The sequence below is a fragment of the Spirillospora sp. NPDC049652 genome, assembly GCF_040675125.1.
GTDB lineage: Bacteria > Actinomycetota > Actinomycetes > Streptosporangiales > Streptosporangiaceae > Spirillospora.
Genome location: NZ_JBFAOF010000085.1, coordinates 1 through 14,646, shown reverse-complemented (window position 1 = coordinate 14,646; position 14,646 = coordinate 1). Strand labels below are relative to the sequence as shown.

The following is a 14,646-nucleotide window of genomic DNA, read 5'->3' as shown; positions in this document are numbered from 1 at the left end:
CCACCCCCTGCACCGCCCGCGCGGCGATCAGCAGGCCCGCCGACGAGGCCAGCCCGGCCACCACCGACGCTCCGCCGAACACCGCCAGACCACCCAGCAGGACCCGCCGGTGTCCCACCAGGTCGGCCGCCCGGCCGCCGGCCAGCAGCAGCGCCCCGAACACCAGCCCGTAGGCGTTGACGACCCACGTCGTGCCGCCGTCGCCGAGCCCGGCGCCGTCCCGGATCTGCGGGAGCGCCACGTTGACGATCGAGTTTCCGAGCACGACGAGGAACTGCGCCCCCGCCAGGGCCGCGAGCGCCGGGCCCGTGGTCGTCCTGCGCATCTCCGACTCCAAGTGTGTGTGGTTGACCACTCAGTCTTGAGGGCCAAGAGAGGGCGGGGCGCGGGCCCCGCCGATGCGGCCCGGCTCGCCGGGAGGTCAGTAGTGCGTGATGCCCGCCGAGAGGGTCCGCGCCCAGGGCGCCTGCACCTGCTCGGTGCCGGTGGACACCAGCAGGTGGCAGAGCATGCCCCGGGCGAAGAAGTCCTGGACCTGCGCCTCGCCCCCGCCGGAGGCGCCGCGCACGTACTCCACCAGCCGGGCGTAACCCTGCCGGACCGCCTCCCGCACCGCCGGCTCCGAGACCGCCGCCGCCTGGGCGTGCAGCTGGATCAGCATCAGGGCGTTGTCGCTGATCAGCCGGGCATAGGCGTCGCCCATGGCGTGCAGGACGGTCTCGGCCGAGCCGCCGCCGCAGGTCGCCACGGCCTCCTCCAGCGCGCCGCGCACCTTCACGAAGCAGTGCTCGACGACGGCCACGAACAGGGACTCCTTGCTCGGGAACAGCCGGTAGACATAGGCCTGGGAGATCCCGGCGGCCTTGGCCACCTCCGTGGTGGTGGTGCCCCAGTAGCCGCGCGCGGCGAAGGCGCCGATCGCGGTGGCGAGCACGGTCTCCCGTCGCTCGTCGGCGGTGGAGAGCTGTCGCCCTCGGCTCGTCGTCATGTGAGTAATAAACCACTCACACTTTCCCCTGTCAACCCGGCCGCCCGACCGGCGTGCCGGTCGCCATCCCGTTGCGGCGCCGGCGGTCAGGACGCGCTTCCGAGACCGACCGCGTTTGGAGCACCCACTCGTCGTCGTGTGTCAACGGCCCTGCGCTCCACTACGGGATGGGGCTCTCAGAGCCAGCCATTGTCGCGGGCGATGCGGATGGCGTCGATGCGGTTGCGGCCGCCGGTCTTGGCGGTGGCGTTGGCGAGGTGGTTGCGGACGGTGCCCAGGCCGAGGCGCAGGCGTTCGGCGATCTCCCGAGCGTGGGCGCCCTCGGCCGCCAGAGCCAGGAGCTGGCGCTCGCGGGGGGTGAGCGGGTTGGGCCCCGCCTCCCAGGCCGTGGCGGCGAGCTGGGGGTCGATGACGCGGCGGCCGGAGGCCACGGCGCGCACCGCGCGGGCCAGCTCCTCCGGCGGGGCGTCCTTGAGGATGTAGCCGTGCACCCCGGCGGCCAGCGCCCGGCGCAGGGTCCCGGGGCGGCCGAGGCTGGTCAGCATCAGCGTGCGGCACGCGGGCAGGGCGGCGTGGAGCTGGACGGCGGCGGCCAGCCCGTCGACGCCGGGCAGGTCGATGTCCAGCACCGCCACGTCCGGCCGGTGCTCCAGCGCGGCGGGCAGGACGTCCTCGCCGCGTTCGACGTCGGCGACCACCCGCAGGTCGGGTTCCAGCTCCAGCAGCGCGACCAGCGCGCCCCGGATCATGTGGACGTCCTCGGCGAGCAGCACCGTCGTCCCGCTCACGACGGTGCCGCCGCGGTCAGGACGAACCGGCCGTCGGCGGCGATCTCGGTGCGCAGGACGCCGCCGACGGACGCCAGCCGATGACCGAGATTGAGCAGCCCGCTACCGTCGACCGGGCCGGGAACGAGGTCCGCCGCCGCCCCGTCGTTGGCGATCTGGAGCCGGACCCGGCCGCCGTCCGTCGTCAGGGCGATGTCGCAGCGCCGCGCGCGGGAGTGGCGCACCACGTTGGTGACGCCCTCGCGCAGCACGATCGCCAGCGTGGTCTGGACGCGCCGGTCGATCGTGGCCGGGTCCAGGCCGAGCGCGACCCAGGACTCGATCCCGGCGGCGGCGAGGATGCTGCGGGCCGCCTCGCACTCGTCGGCCAGCGACAGGTCCCGGTAGGTGGCGGCGACCTCGCGGACGTCGGCGAGCGCCCGCCGGGAGAGCTCGGCGACCGCCCGCGCCTCCGCCTCGGCCCGGTCGGCGTGCGAGCGCGTCAGCCTGCGCGCGAGTTCGGCCTTCAAGGTGATCGCCGACAGGCTGTAGGAGAGCAGGTCGTGCAGGTCGCGGGCGAACCGCAGGCGTTCCTCCGACACCGCCAGCCGGGCCGCCTCGGCACGCGAGGCCGACAGCGCGGTCACCGCCTCGCCCAGCCGGGTCACCCCGTAGACGACCACCCCGACGAGCGCGGTGGACTGCCCCATGTAGGCGACGACCAGCAGGCTCTGCCCGGCCAGCGCACTGGAGACCGCCACGCTGGCCGACACCGCGGCCAGCAGCGACCAGCCGAGCCGGGGCGGCAGCGCCAGCAGCAGTGAGGCGGCCAGGAACCCGCCCATCCCACCCCACCGCGCACCGAAGCACACCAGCGGGGCATAGGTCAGCACGGTCTGGGCGACGAGCGCTGCCGTCCGGGCCCGTACCGACAGCCGGCGGCCACGAGGCGAGCAGTGCACCAGCAGCAGGGCGAACACCACCAGCGAGGCCAACCCCGACAGCACCGGCGCCCACGCCCCACCGGCGCGCGGCGCGCTCTCCGCCACGTTCAGCGGCACGATCAGCAGAAAGGAGCCGAGGACCGCGAAGAGCATGCCGCGCGCCAGCCGGGGGCCGGGGAGGTCCGCCGTCACATCGCCCGCAACCGGATCGTCGTCCGCCACATGCCCCCTCCAGCCTGGGACTTCGCTCAGCAGAGGATAGATCAGACAGGCCGGAACCGGGAGAAACTCACGGTCCGGTCCGTGACCCGCGCACTGGGCACGGCCGGGCCGGCCGGACGACACTGCCGCCATGAAGACGATCTCCACGTCCGTGCACGTCGACGCCGCGCCCGACCGGGTCTGGGAGGTCCTGACCGACCTCGCCGGCTATCCCGCCTGGAACCCCTTCATCCGCGAGGCCGCCGGGACGGCCGAGGTCGGCTCCCGGCTCACGCTGCGCATGTTCCCCGCCCAGGGCAGGCCGATGACCTTCAAGCCGAAGGTGCTGGCCGCCGACTCCGGAACAGAGCTGCGCTGGATCGGACGCCTGCTCGCCCCCGGCGTCTTCGACGGCGAGCACTGGTTCAGGCTCGCACCCGCCGGCGACGGGGGCACCGACCTGGAACAGGGTGAACGCTTCTCCGGCCTCTTGGTGCCCCTCCTCGGCTCAACGATCGCGCGCACGCAGGCCGATTTCGAGGCTCTCAACCAGGCGCTCAAACACCACGTCGAGAACCGGACCCGCACGTCGCCCCAAAGGACGCCGCAGCCCTGACACCCCACTCGCCGAGCATTGCGGATCGCGGCGCGATGGGATCGGCTCAATGTGATCTCTTCGTTCTCGGGAAACGGGTAAACCGGGGGACGGCAACACCCGTCCCTCCTGTACCGCGCGTTATCCGGACGTGCAGGCCAGGAGGTCCGTTCCTTTGCGTATCCGAGTTCTTTCGCTCTCCGTCGCCGCGTGCACAGCCGCCTGCGGCCTGGCAGTGCTCGCCCCCACCGCGTCCGCGGCAGGACTCGCCAAGCCCTTCGACTTCAACGGCGACGGCTACGTCGACCTCGCGGTCGGCAGCCCTTACGGGAATGTCGGCGCCAAGAAGGCCGCCGGCTTCGTCACCGTGACCTACGGGAGCAAGAGCGGCCTGAACACCGGCAAGCGCCAGGTGCTGTCGCAGGACACCAAGGGGGTCACCGGCACCGCCGAGCGCGACGACCACTTCGGGTACTCGGTCGCCTCGGCCGACTTCGACCACGACGGCTACGCCGACCTCGTGGTCGGCGCCCCCGACGAGGACACCGGCAGCAAGAAGAACGCCGGCGCCGTCACCATCTTCTGGGGCGGCCGGTCCGGGCTGGGCACCCACGCCGTCACCGCGCTGCCCGACCCCACCATCCCGTCCGGCATGCGCGCCGGGGTGGCGCTCGGCGCCGGTGACATCAACCGCGCCGGCTACGCCGACTTCGCATGGTCCGGTGTCTACGGGTGGGGCTGGACCTCGTTCGGCCCGAGCGGCGCCCGCGCCGCGTCCGGACGTCCCACCGGGGGTCTGACGCTGCACACCGCGCCGCGCCCGGATGAGAAGCCCGGCACCGCCCGCGCCGCCGCCATGGCCCCCTTCAAGGCGAAGTTCGCCTTCGGCAACGTGACCGGCAAGGGCAGCTCGCTGGTCATGTTGTGGGCGTCGGCCGACGACGGCCAGATCAGCGTGTGGCAGCCGGTGAACGACGACGCGATCAAGCCCGAGTCCTCCACGTACGCCGAGTACGGGTCGGTCGCGGTGGGCGACTTCGACGGCGACCGCCACGCCGACATCGCGATCGGCCAGTCGGTCGACTACGGCCACACCGGCGGCCGGGTCACCGTCTTCAAGGGCTCGGCCGCGGGCGTCACCCCGACCGCCAAGTACACGATCAACGCCAACACCGCCGGCGTGCCGGGCGTCGTCACCAAGGGCTTCCGGTTCGGCGCCGACGTGTCCGCCGGGGACGTCAACAAGGACGGCAAGGCCGACCTGGCCATCGGCGCCCCCGGCACCAAGGTCGGCAAGGCCGCCTCGGCGGGCGGCTCCTACCTGCTGTTCGGCTCCGGCGGCGGCCTGACCGGCGCCAAGTCCCAGTGGATCTCGCAGGCGACAGCCGGCGTGCCCGGCACCGCCGCCAAGAACGACCAGCTCGGCATGCAGGTCAGCCTGCTCGACCACACCAGGGACGGGTACGCCGACCTCGTCGTCGGCGCCCCCTACGACAACTCCGGCGAGGGCACGATCACGCTGGTGCGGGGCCGCTCGACCGGGTTCATGCCGGTGTCGGGCGCCGCCTGGTACACCCCCAAGACGTTCGGCATCTCGGGCAGGCACGCCCAGCTCGGCTACCACATCGGACGCTGACCCCAGGCTCCTGTGACGCACACTGCGTCAGTACGCCAACATGCCCGCCGGCCCGTGGCTGCGGTGGCGGCGGGCATGACGGTCTTCGGCGTGTGCTCCTTCTTCAAGGCCCGCCGGCGCAAGGTCGAGGCCGTCAACACCTGACGTGCCACCGATGCCGGCCCCTGCGTGGCCTGGAGTTGCCTAGGGGGCGGCCCTGCAGCGTGTGGGCTGGGTCAGTCGGTCGTGCTGGCGTGCACGGCGATGATTCGCCAGCCGTGCGTCTCGTCGTGCAGCCAGGTACGGGTGTAGCGCATCCTGGCCGCGAACGGCGTCCCGGAGACGGTCCCTTCGACGGTGCCGAGGAACCACGTCACGCCGGTGCTTCCCTCGGCGAACACGGTCAGCTCCTCCTCAGCCACCCTCGTCAGCACCTGCGTCCGGGTGCGGTGCAGCTCCAGGTCGTCCGCCTTGGTCTGAACGTTCCCACCGAAGGTGAAGAGCAGCCGGTCATCCAGCAGCCGATCCAGCGCCTCGACATCCCCGGCGAGCTGCGCGGTCTGAAGTCGGCGCTCGGCGTCCCGCAAATCCTCCATGCGGCCCACCCTCCCAGCCGGCGCCGTACCCGCGCCAGGACGTTCACGCTCGGCTGATCTTCACAGCCCCGCCGCCCTCCCGACCGCATCCACAATGAGTTGACACCACTGCAAGTGGAGTACTACATTCAAACCACTCCGAACAGAGTACTATGGTTGCAGTTAAGTGAGAGAGGCCTCTTCATGCGAAAGCTCGTGTACTACATCGCCACCACGCTCGACGGCTTCATCGCCGGTCCGGACGGCGCCGACCCCACTGGCCCGGACGGCTTCTGGCCCATCCCCGGCGACTACATCGAGCACCTCGTCGCCGACTGCCCCGAGACCCTTCCCGGGCCGGCGCGCGCGGCGCTGTCGGTCACCGCCGAGGGCACCTGCTTCGACACCGTCCTGGAAGGGCGCCGCTGCTACGAGATCGGGCTGAAGGCCGGGCTCACCAACGCGTATCCGCATCTGCGGCACCTTGTCTTCTCGCGGACCCTCACCGAGAGCCCGGACCCCGCCGTCGAGCTCGTCGCCACCGACCCCGTCGCGAAGGTGAAGGAGCTCAAGCGCGAGGACGGCAAGGACATCTGGCTGGTAGGCGGCGGCGAACTCGCCGGCGCCCTGTACGGCGAGATCGACCGGCTCATCCTCAAGGTCGGCCCTCTGACCATCGGCACGGGCATCCCGCTGTTCTCCCGCACGGCCGCCTTCGACCCGCGGACCTGGGAACTGACCGACCACACCGTCCTCGGCAGCGGCGCTGCGTTCCTCACCTACGACCGGCCCGCAACTGACGGCGACGGCCAGTAGTGACAGGGGCTGGTCAGGCGACGGCGTAGTGGCCCAGGGACGGGGTGAGCAGTTCGAAGGCTCGGGTGGCCTCGGGGGTGATGGTCTCGGCGATCCGGTCGTTGGGGTGTCCGGCCAGCGTGAGCGTCTGGATGCGGTGGAACAGGACGCGGTGGACGGTTCCCAGGAGTCCGGCGGCGGTCTGGACGGTGATGTCGTCGGCGGGGGCGCCGGTGGCGTCGGCGAGGGCCAGGGCGAGGTGGTGTTCGCGCTGGTCGTGGAGGCCGCGCAGGCAGGTGCTGAGGGTGGGGCTGTCGGCGATCATGCGGGCGAACTCGGGCCCGGAGAACCCGGCGACCGGGTCCTGGGCGGCGACGGCGTCGGCGAACGCGCGGTCCAGCGCGGCCAGCGCCGATTCCCCCGGCCGGCGCGCGGTCACGGCGTTCGCCAGCGAGGCGGCGAACTCCTCCTGATGGTCCAGGGCCAGGTCCTCTTTGCGGGCGAAGTAGTTGGTGACGGTCTTCTTCGCGACGCGGGCGGCGGCGGCGATCTCGGCGATGGTCGTCTGCTCGAAGCCCTGGGCGATGAACAGGCGGGTCGCGTGGTCGGAGATGAGCTGCCGGGTCTCCTGCTTCTTGGACTCGCGGAGGCCGGTCACGGGGGCGGGCGTCTGGGTATCCATGGCGCAATCTTACCCTCGTAGCATCTTTATGTTGACACCCCGACCTCGCTTGGGCTAAATTTACGTCCGTCGCAAGTTTGCGACGGAGGAACCATCTAGTCCGAAGGGCACTTCGTGCAGTTCACCGCTTCCACCGTCTCGCTCACCGTGGCCGACGTCGCCGCCTCGCAGGAGTTCCTCACCGCTCACCTGGGCTACACCGTCCAGCAGGCCGCCGAGGGCTTCGCGTCCCTGACCCGGCCCGACGCGTTCGACATCGTCCTGCTCGCCCGCGGCATCGAGGTGCTGCCGCCCGAGCAGCGCGACCAGCACGCCGCGGGCCTGATCCTGGCGTTCACCGTCGCCGAGGGCCTGGACAAGGAGGAACAGCGGCTTCGCGAGGCCGGTGTCCGCATCACCATGCCGCTGCGCGAGGAGCCGTGGGGAGAGCGCCTGTTCCAGGTCACCGACCCCAACGGTGTGATCGTCCAGTTCGTCGAATGGGCCGCCTCCGGCAACGGCTGATCCGGCCGCCTCCCCCAGCGTCAACCGACAGACCCCGAAAGGACACACGCATGCGATTCGCTCTGGTGATCTTCGAGACGGACGCCTCGCGCCAGGCCATCCAGGAAGACCGGAACGCCTTCCGGGAGGCGTACCAGACCTGGATCGGCAAGGTCGCCGCCGAGGGCAAGCTGGTCGGCGGCGAGGCGTTCGACACCGCCGGCGCGGGACCGGTGACCGTCCGCAAGGCCGCCGACGGCACCGCGACCGCGGCGCACGAGCCCGTGTTCGGCGCGGCGGAGACGCTCGGCGGCTGGTTCGTGGTCGACGTCGCCGACCAGGACGAGGCCGTCGAACTGGCCCGGGCCCTGCCGACCCCGGAGACCGTGGAGATCCGTCCCATTCTCGAATCCGCCTGATCCGGCCCGTAGACGTCGGATGGCCAGGACTAGACGTCGGATGGCCAGGACCGTGGCGGTCCGGCCATCCGGTGGTGGCTAGTTCTCGGCGGGGGCGGCGGCGCGCAGGCTGCGGGTGCGGGTGAGGACCGCGACGGCGACCAGCGCCAAGGCCGACAGGCCCTGCAGGACGGTGTACCAGGCCGGGCACACACCGGGGATCAGGTCCACGCCGACGATCGCGATCGGCAGGATCACCGACAGGGTCCGCAGCCGGTCGAAGGACTTGCGGACGCCGCGGGCGGCCTCGGCGGTGAAGCGGTGCAGCATGAACGCGGCCAGGAACAGGATCACCGCCCGGATCCACATGAACGGGTTGGTGTTCTGGCCGCTGAGCGCCATCACGGCGACCGTGCCCAGGGTGATCGCGCCGATCGCCCCGAACAGGGTGACGTACTTGTTCACGGCGTCGAACGCGTCCTTGGTGCGGACGTCGTCGGGCTGCGTGGTGGCGGTCATTGGCTTTGCTCCCTTGTGTCGCGGTGTGTCTACGACGGTAGGAAGCGCGGGAGTCGGGCGGTATGGGCCTGTCCACACGGACGGGTGGGTCTAGCCCCACTCCCCCGCCGAGGGCGGCGGCTCATGGGGGGAAGCGGGGTGAACGATGACCTTGGTCATGGTTCTGCTGGTGGTGGGCGCGGAGACGAAAGGGTGGGGAGGCGCCGTCCTCCCGCAGGTCAGAACTCGTCTTCGTCCAGGGGGACAGATATGTCGCTTCGCCATGCCGCCGTCGGGGTGGTCGCGCTGGGTGCGGTCGCGTCGACGGTGCTCGCCGGCTCGGGGGGCGCCGCCGCGCACGCGGACGTGCGCCAGTCGCTCAGGCAGGACGTCCGGGCCGGGTGGCCCAAGGACGAGGTCCTGTCGAACGCGTCGCTCGCGCGGGCCAGTCGGGCCGCGGTCAAGGCCGCCAAGCGGCGGGGGCAGCGGGTGACGGTGGTCATCATGGAGCGGTCCGGGGTCATCCGGCTCGTCATCCGCACCCGCAAGGCCGGGCCGCAGACCTACGAGTCGGCCAAGCGCAAGGCCTACACGGCGGTGGCGTTCGGGCAGCCGACCAGCGCGCTGTCCGGGAACGCCACCATCCGGCAGATCCCCGGGACGCTCACCCTGGCCGGCGGCGTCCCGGTCAAGAGCCACGGTTTCCCGATCGCGGGGATCGGCGTCGGTGGCGCTCCGGACGGCCGGATCGACGAGCAGATCGCGAGGGCCGTGCGCAGGGCCCTCTGCCGCTGAGGAACGACCGTCGCGTCAGTGCGGTGGTGTGGTTGCCAGGGCGGCGGTTCGCAGTAGTTCGGTGACGGGGCCCGGGAAGTCCGGGAGCATGCGGAGGGCCAGGACCCAGGCGTCTCGGGACGGGTCCAGATGTTCTCGGATCAGCGGGGTCAGGGCTGCCTGCGCGGCCAGGCCAGTCATCGCGGTCAGGGTCTCGACCGCCGGACGGGCGAGGGCGACCACCTGGTCCCAGGTCACCGCGCCCTCGTGGACCGCGCGGTGCAGCCACGGGCCGGGCGGGTTGTCGCGGAGGAGTTCCTCCGGGGTCTCGCCCACGATGACGTCGTTGGTGGCCTCGATCCAGCGCCACCGCCGCCTGGCCGCCTCGTCGCGGAGTTCCTGCGGGCATTCGGGCAGCTCGGCCAGGCCCAGCAGGGGGATCGTGCCGAGGGGTTCGCGGCGGTGCTCGGCGATGAGGCCGTCCCACTGCCACAGGTGCGCCTCGCGGAAGATCTCCGAGGCGTGCGGGTGAGTGCCTCGCTTGCGGAGGATGGCGGCCTGGGACTCGGCCGTCTCACCTGCGATGACGGTGGCGCGCAGGGTCTCCAGGGCGTTCGCCGGGTCGGGCTCGGCGAGCAGGCGCCTGGTGAGCCGGCGTACCTCGGGGCGGATGACGTTGCGGCCGAACCTTCGTCCTTTCGGCTCGTTCTCCAGGAGGTCGCGCACGGCCTCCGGGCCGCCGCGTTCCCACAGGTTGAGCATCAGGCGTTGTTGCGGGACGATCCCGCGCACCCGAACCAGGGCCAGGATGTGCCGCTGGAGCCGCACGTTGGAGCAGTTGACCGCGTCGCGGGCGCGGAAGCCGCCGTCGCGTTCCATGAGGCGTTCGAGGAGATCCTTGCTCAGCCGTCCGGACAGCAGGCGTTCCCGCTGGTGGGCGGTGGCGCCGGTGCGCAGGAACAGCCGGGCGTTGACGGCCGGGTCGTCCCGGCTCATCAGGACCTCGATCGCCTCGGCCGTGAGCGCGGGCCGCTGTGCCAGGGCGAGCCGGTAGCGCTTCTGCCTGGCCTTCATGGCGAAGTCGAGCCACGCGTCGTGCCAGGCGCCCTGCCCGAACAGGTCGGCGACCGTGCGGTCGTCCAGGTGTTTCAGCAGCTTGAGCTGGGTTTCGACGGACGCGGCGTCCAGCAGGGTCAGGAACTTGGCCCGGGTGCCGGAGACGGACGCGGTGCTGTCCCAGGCGGGCAGCTCGGCCGCGCCGGGCCAGGCGGTGGCCTTGGCGCGTTTCTTGGGCGGCGCGGTCTCGGCGAGGAGGTCGGGGAGGTCGCCGCGGAAGCGGGACAGTTTGGCGCGGACGGCACGCCATGCCTCCACGTCGTCGCCGAGATGTGCGGCGACCAGGGTGTCGGAGTTGTCCGGCTCGTCCTTCGGCGCGGGTGCAGGTGCCGGGAGGACGGGTGGGCGAAGATCCGCAGGGCAGTCGGGGCGTGCCGCGAGTGCTTCCAGCACGTGGTCGCCGAACGGGCGGTCGGCGTGGGCACGGCTGAGGGCCTCCCAGTCGGGGTGGACGCGCAGCGCGAGCATGTCCGGGACGGGCGTCCCCGGCTCGTAGAGCTCCTCGATCAGGCCTTCCGTGCCCTCGGCGACGGTCATCGCCTCGCGCAGCGCGGTGACATCACCGGCGGCCAGGACGGCCCGCAGAACCTCGGCGACCTCCGGACGGAACCTCTCCTGCTTGAAATGGCCCAACTGCGTCAGGCCGCCGTCGTGGTCATGGACGGTGACGAGCCCGCGCAGTTGCTCGGCGCGCGTGAGGTCGGAGGCGATGTCGATGAGCGTGGAGCGCGCGGCACGTCCGATCGGGCACACCACCAGCGCCCGGCGCCAGCGCGGACGGTTGTTCTCCAGCACCCAGACGGGACCGCCCCGCTTCGTCCAGTCCTGGTGGGGGCGCGCGGCGGCGAGCACGTCGCGGCAGCCGCGCAACGTCCACCAGCCCTGGACGTTGCTCCAGTCGTGGACGATGGCGCCGGCGACGTCCGGATGGCCGGTCGCGGTGAGGCGTCCCTGCAGCTCAAGGTCGTCGCCGAGGACGTCCTCGTTCACCACGAGATGCCGGAGGCAGGCCGGGTCCCCCTCCTCCAGGACGGCCTCGACGAGCCGCGCGGGCAGCGGGCCGCTCGCCAGCGCCTCGGCGAAGCAGTCGGTGGCCGACGTCAGCAGCGGACGCCAGTCCGCCAGGTCGGAGGAGGCGAACAAGGTGGCGAACGCACGCTGGACGGTGTTGATGAGAAGCTCCCGCTGGGCCCGATCCGGGCCGGTAGCGTAGCCCGGGAAAGATCATCCCGTCACCGCCTCCCGGGATCGGGGCGAAGTCCGCCGGGTCCGTGCCACTACCTGCGCGCCTGCCGGCTTTATGATCAGGTCATGCCCCTGACGGTGGACGACGTCGATCGGTTCGAGATGGCGAGGCCCCGGCTGGCGGCCATCGCCTACCGCCTCCTCGGTTCCGCGGACGAGGCGGAGGACGTCGTGCAGGAGACGTTCCTGCGCTGGCAGGCCGCCGACGTCGCACGCGTCGAGGTCCCCGAGGCCTGGCTGACGAAGGTGCTCACCAACCTGTGCCTGAACCAGCTCACCTCCGCGCGGGCGCGCCGCGAGACCTACGTGGGCCGGTGGCTGCCGGAGCCGCTGCTCGCGGGGGATCCGATGCTCGGCCCGGCGGACACCGCCGAGCAGCGCGAATCGGTCTCGTACGCCGTCCTCACCCTGATGGAGCGCCTGTCCCCCAGCGAGCGGGCCGTGTACGTGCTGCGGGAGGCCTTCGACTACCCGCACCGGGAGATCGCCGAGCTCCTCGACATCACCGAGGCCGCCAGCCAGCAGATCTTCCACCGGGCCAAGAAGCACGTCGCGGCGGGCGGGGCCCGCAGGGAGAACGACGAGGCGGCCGCCCGCCGGGTCGTCGAGGAGTTCCTCGCCGCCGCCGCCGGCGGCCGGACCGACGAGCTCGTGCGCCTGCTCACCAAGGACGCCGTCTCCGTCGGCGACGGCGGCGGGAAGGTCCCGGCGCGGACCACGCCGTTCGAGGGGGCCGCGGCGGTCGCGAGGTTCATCAAGTCGCTGTTCACGCCGGCCGAGGCCAAGCACGCCCTCGTCGGCGGGGAGTCCGCGGTGTACCTGTGGACGGCCAACGACGGACCCGCCGTCGTGGCCGTCGTGGACGGACGGGTCGTCGCCGTCATGTGCCTGGAGGTCACCGCCGACGGCATCACCGCCTGCCGCACGCAGGCGAACCCGGACAAGCTCGTCCGCGCGACCGGGCAGTGGGCGGCGGCCGACCACGGAGAGCCCCTGTTCAGGGTGTGACGCGGAACACGTCCGGCCCCTGTCAGGAATCGGCGGGCCGTCCGGTTCAAGAGGCGAACCCGAACCGGACAGCAAGGGAGCCGACCATGAAGGTACTGGTGGCGGGAGCAACGGGAGCGATGGGCAGGGAGCTGCTGCCGCGCCTGGTCGACGCGGGGCACGAGGTGTTCGCCATGGTCCGCAGCGACGCCGCGAAGGAGACGGCGGCGCGGCTGGGCGCGACGCCGGTCGTCGCCGACGCGCTCGACCGCGCCCAGGTCGAGGCGGCGGTGCGGGAGGCGGCCCCGGAGGTGGTCGTCCACCAGCTGACCGCCATCGGGCACATCGACACCCGCCACTTCGAACGCAGCTTCGCGGCCACCGACCGGCTGCGGACCGAGGGCACCGACAACCTGCTCGCGGCCGCGCGCGCCGCCGGGGTGCGCCGGTTCGTCGCCCAGAGCAACGGCGCGTTCACCTACGCCCGGACCGGCGGGCCGGTCAAGACCGAGCAGGACCCCCTGGACGGCTCGCCGGTCGCCCCGATGGCGGCGATGATCACCGCCGTCAAGCACCTGGAGAAGGCCGTCCTGAACGCCTCCTGGACCGAGGGGATCGTGCTGCGCTACGGCGCGTTCTACGGGCCCGGCACGTCCATGGCGCCCGGCTCCGCGCAGCTGGAGATGATCCGCAAGCGCAAGTTCCCCGTCGTCGGCGACGGCGGCGGGGTCTGGTCGTTCGTCCACGTCGCCGACGCCGCCGAGGCGACGGTCGCGGCGGTGGAGAAGGGCGGCCGCGGGGTCTACAACGTCGTCGACGACGACCCCGCCACGGTCGCCGAATGGCTGCCGGAGGTCGCGTCGATGCTGGGCGCCAAGAAGCCGATGCGCGTCCCGCGGTTCGTCGGGCGGCTGGCCGCCGGGGAGGCGGGCGTCGTGCTCATGACCGAGCTGCGCGGCGCGTCCAACGCCAAGGCCAAGCGCGAACTCGGCTGGCGGCCGGCGCACCCCTCCTGGCGTCAGGGCCTGCGTGTCGGGATGTGACTCACCGGGGCCCCGCTGTCAGCCGCCGTACAGCGCGGTGAGCTGGGCGGCCAGCTTCGCCAGCTCGTCCCGGACGGACTGCGGGCCCTCCACGGCGACCAGGTCGCCCCAGCCCGCGAGCTGGCGGGCGATGTCCAGCGCGGTCGGCGCGGTGAGCGCGACACGAACACGGTCCCGCTCACCGCGACCGCCCGCACCGGGAGCGCGCTCACCGGAGGGGTGCTCACCGGAGGGGTGCTCACCGGAGGGGTGCTCGCCGGAGGGGTGCTCGCCGCGGCCGTCCTCGGCCTCTTCGAGCACCTCGCAGTGGCGGCCGAAGCGGTCCCGCAGGACGCGCAGGTAGCGGGTCTCGACGGTCGCGGTGGCGGTGGTCGTCGCGCGCCGCGCCTCCATCGCGGTGACGACCTCGTCCCAGGCCGCCGCGAGGTCGAAGTCCGCCGGACGCTCGGCCGGTTCGTCCGTGACCTCGGCGCCCGTGATGCGGTCGACGCGGAAGGTGCGCCGTCCGTCGGGGGTTCCGGCGATCAGGTACCAGGTGTCGTCCTTGTCGGCGAGGCCCAGCGGCGCGACGACGCGTTCCCGTCCGGAGTAGGTGAGGCGGGTGCCGCGGCGCCGGACGACCGCGTCCTCCAGCAGGTCGACGAGCGCCGGGCGCGCGCGGCGGTGCTCACCCCAGCGGGCCGGATCCACGACGACCGCGTCCGCCGCCGCCTCCGCGTCCTGCCGGAACGTCGAGGGCAGGGCGCGGACGAGTTTGCGCAGCGCGGCCTTGGCCTCCGGCGCGATCGCGGCGGCGGGGCCCAGCAGCAGGAACAGCGCCCTGGCCTCGGACGCCTTGAGCCCGGACAGGTCCGTGCGGGCCCCGCCGAGCAGGGCCCAGCCGCCGCCCCGTCCGGCCTGCGGGTACACGGGGATGCCCGCCGCGACCTGGAGGCCCTGT

At 72.4% G+C, this 14,646-nt stretch carries 17 protein-coding genes; 8 read left to right on the top strand and 9 right to left on the bottom strand.

Annotated features, from left to right (window positions below; genetic code table 11):
* The 4 genes from AB0J52_RS08920 to AB0J52_RS08905 all read right to left on the bottom strand — a co-directional run.
* The coding region (locus AB0J52_RS08920; RefSeq protein WP_500181004.1) for an MFS transporter at positions 1-325 on the bottom strand (325 nt) is incomplete at its 3' end.
* Between the two features lie 96 nt (positions 326-421).
* The gene (locus tag AB0J52_RS08915) at positions 422-988 is read right to left on the bottom strand and encodes a TetR/AcrR family transcriptional regulator (protein ID WP_500181003.1); all 567 of its coding nucleotides are present in this window, start codon (positions 986-988) and stop codon (positions 422-424) included.
* A gap of 176 nt (positions 989-1,164) precedes the next feature.
* Complete coding sequence (locus AB0J52_RS08910; protein ID WP_500181002.1) at positions 1,165-1,776, bottom strand: response regulator transcription factor; 612 nt, start codon at positions 1,774-1,776, stop codon at positions 1,165-1,167.
* On the bottom strand, positions 1,773-2,921 hold the full coding sequence (locus AB0J52_RS08905; RefSeq protein ID WP_500181001.1) for a sensor histidine kinase: 1,149 nt from the start codon (positions 2,919-2,921) through the stop codon (positions 1,773-1,775). Before AB0J52_RS08905 ends, AB0J52_RS08910 begins: the two co-directional genes overlap by 4 nt.
* A gap of 130 nt (positions 2,922-3,051) precedes the next feature.
* Here AB0J52_RS08905 and AB0J52_RS08900 point away from each other — a divergent pair, with 130 nt between their 5' ends.
* Positions 3,052-3,516: an SRPBCC family protein gene (locus AB0J52_RS08900; RefSeq protein WP_500181000.1), complete on the top strand. Its 465-nt coding sequence runs from the start codon at positions 3,052-3,054 to the stop codon at positions 3,514-3,516.
* Positions 3,517-3,730: 214 nt separating this feature from the next.
* Positions 3,731-5,131 carry an FG-GAP-like repeat-containing protein gene (locus AB0J52_RS08895; RefSeq protein ID WP_500180999.1) on the top strand — a complete coding sequence of 467 codons (1,401 nt, stop codon included), beginning with the start codon at positions 3,731-3,733 and terminating at the stop codon, positions 5,129-5,131.
* Between the two features lie 215 nt (positions 5,132-5,346).
* Here the strand turns inward: AB0J52_RS08895 and AB0J52_RS08890 are convergent, their stop codons facing one another.
* On the bottom strand, positions 5,347-5,706 hold the full coding sequence (locus AB0J52_RS08890) for a nuclear transport factor 2 family protein (protein WP_500180998.1): 360 nt from the start codon (positions 5,704-5,706) through the stop codon (positions 5,347-5,349).
* Between the two features lie 183 nt (positions 5,707-5,889).
* Between AB0J52_RS08890 and AB0J52_RS08885 the strand changes: the two genes are divergently transcribed.
* Positions 5,890-6,501, top strand: coding sequence for a dihydrofolate reductase family protein (locus AB0J52_RS08885; RefSeq protein WP_500180997.1), 612 nt, complete (start codon positions 5,890-5,892; stop codon positions 6,499-6,501).
* 13 nt (positions 6,502-6,514) lie between these two features.
* Here AB0J52_RS08885 and AB0J52_RS08880 read toward each other — a convergent pair whose 3' ends face one another.
* Positions 6,515-7,162: a TetR/AcrR family transcriptional regulator gene (locus tag AB0J52_RS08880; RefSeq protein WP_500180996.1), complete on the bottom strand. Its 648-nt coding sequence runs from the start codon at positions 7,160-7,162 to the stop codon at positions 6,515-6,517.
* Positions 7,163-7,276: 114 nt separating this feature from the next.
* Between AB0J52_RS08880 and AB0J52_RS08875 the strand changes: the two genes are divergently transcribed.
* On the top strand, positions 7,277-7,666 hold the full coding sequence (locus AB0J52_RS08875; protein ID WP_500180995.1) for a VOC family protein: 390 nt from the start codon (positions 7,277-7,279) through the stop codon (positions 7,664-7,666).
* Positions 7,667-7,716: 50 nt separating this feature from the next.
* Positions 7,717-8,064 (top strand): YciI family protein, encoded by a 348-nt coding sequence (locus AB0J52_RS08870; protein WP_500180994.1) that lies wholly within the window; start codon positions 7,717-7,719, stop codon positions 8,062-8,064.
* A gap of 78 nt (positions 8,065-8,142) precedes the next feature.
* Here the strand turns inward: AB0J52_RS08870 and AB0J52_RS08865 are convergent, their stop codons facing one another.
* A complete protein-coding gene (locus AB0J52_RS08865) occupies positions 8,143-8,562 on the bottom strand; it encodes a hypothetical protein (RefSeq protein ID WP_500180993.1) in 420 nt (139 codons plus the stop codon).
* A 249-nt stretch (positions 8,563-8,811) separates the two neighbouring features.
* Here AB0J52_RS08865 and AB0J52_RS08860 point away from each other — a divergent pair, with 249 nt between their 5' ends.
* Positions 8,812-9,336 (top strand): heme-binding protein, encoded by a 525-nt coding sequence (locus AB0J52_RS08860; protein WP_500180992.1) that lies wholly within the window; start codon positions 8,812-8,814, stop codon positions 9,334-9,336.
* Positions 9,337-9,351: 15 nt separating this feature from the next.
* On the opposite strand, the gene AB0J52_RS08855 is transcribed toward AB0J52_RS08860, so the two are convergent.
* Positions 9,352-11,574: a hypothetical protein gene (locus tag AB0J52_RS08855; protein WP_500180991.1), complete on the bottom strand. Its 2,223-nt coding sequence runs from the start codon at positions 11,572-11,574 to the stop codon at positions 9,352-9,354.
* A gap of 168 nt (positions 11,575-11,742) precedes the next feature.
* On the opposite strand from AB0J52_RS08855, the gene sigJ reads away from it, so the two are divergent.
* Complete coding sequence (gene sigJ / locus AB0J52_RS08850) at positions 11,743-12,684, top strand: RNA polymerase sigma factor SigJ (RefSeq protein WP_500180990.1); 942 nt, start codon at positions 11,743-11,745, stop codon at positions 12,682-12,684.
* A gap of 86 nt (positions 12,685-12,770) precedes the next feature.
* Positions 12,771-13,706: an NAD-dependent epimerase/dehydratase family protein gene (locus tag AB0J52_RS08845; protein WP_500180989.1), complete on the top strand. Its 936-nt coding sequence runs from the start codon at positions 12,771-12,773 to the stop codon at positions 13,704-13,706.
* 18 nt (positions 13,707-13,724) lie between these two features.
* On the opposite strand, the gene AB0J52_RS08840 is transcribed toward AB0J52_RS08845, so the two are convergent.
* Positions 13,725-14,615 carry a helix-turn-helix transcriptional regulator gene (locus AB0J52_RS08840; protein ID WP_500181005.1) on the bottom strand — a complete coding sequence of 297 codons (891 nt, stop codon included), beginning with the start codon at positions 14,613-14,615 and terminating at the stop codon, positions 13,725-13,727.
* Between the last annotated feature and the right edge of the window lie 31 nt (positions 14,616-14,646).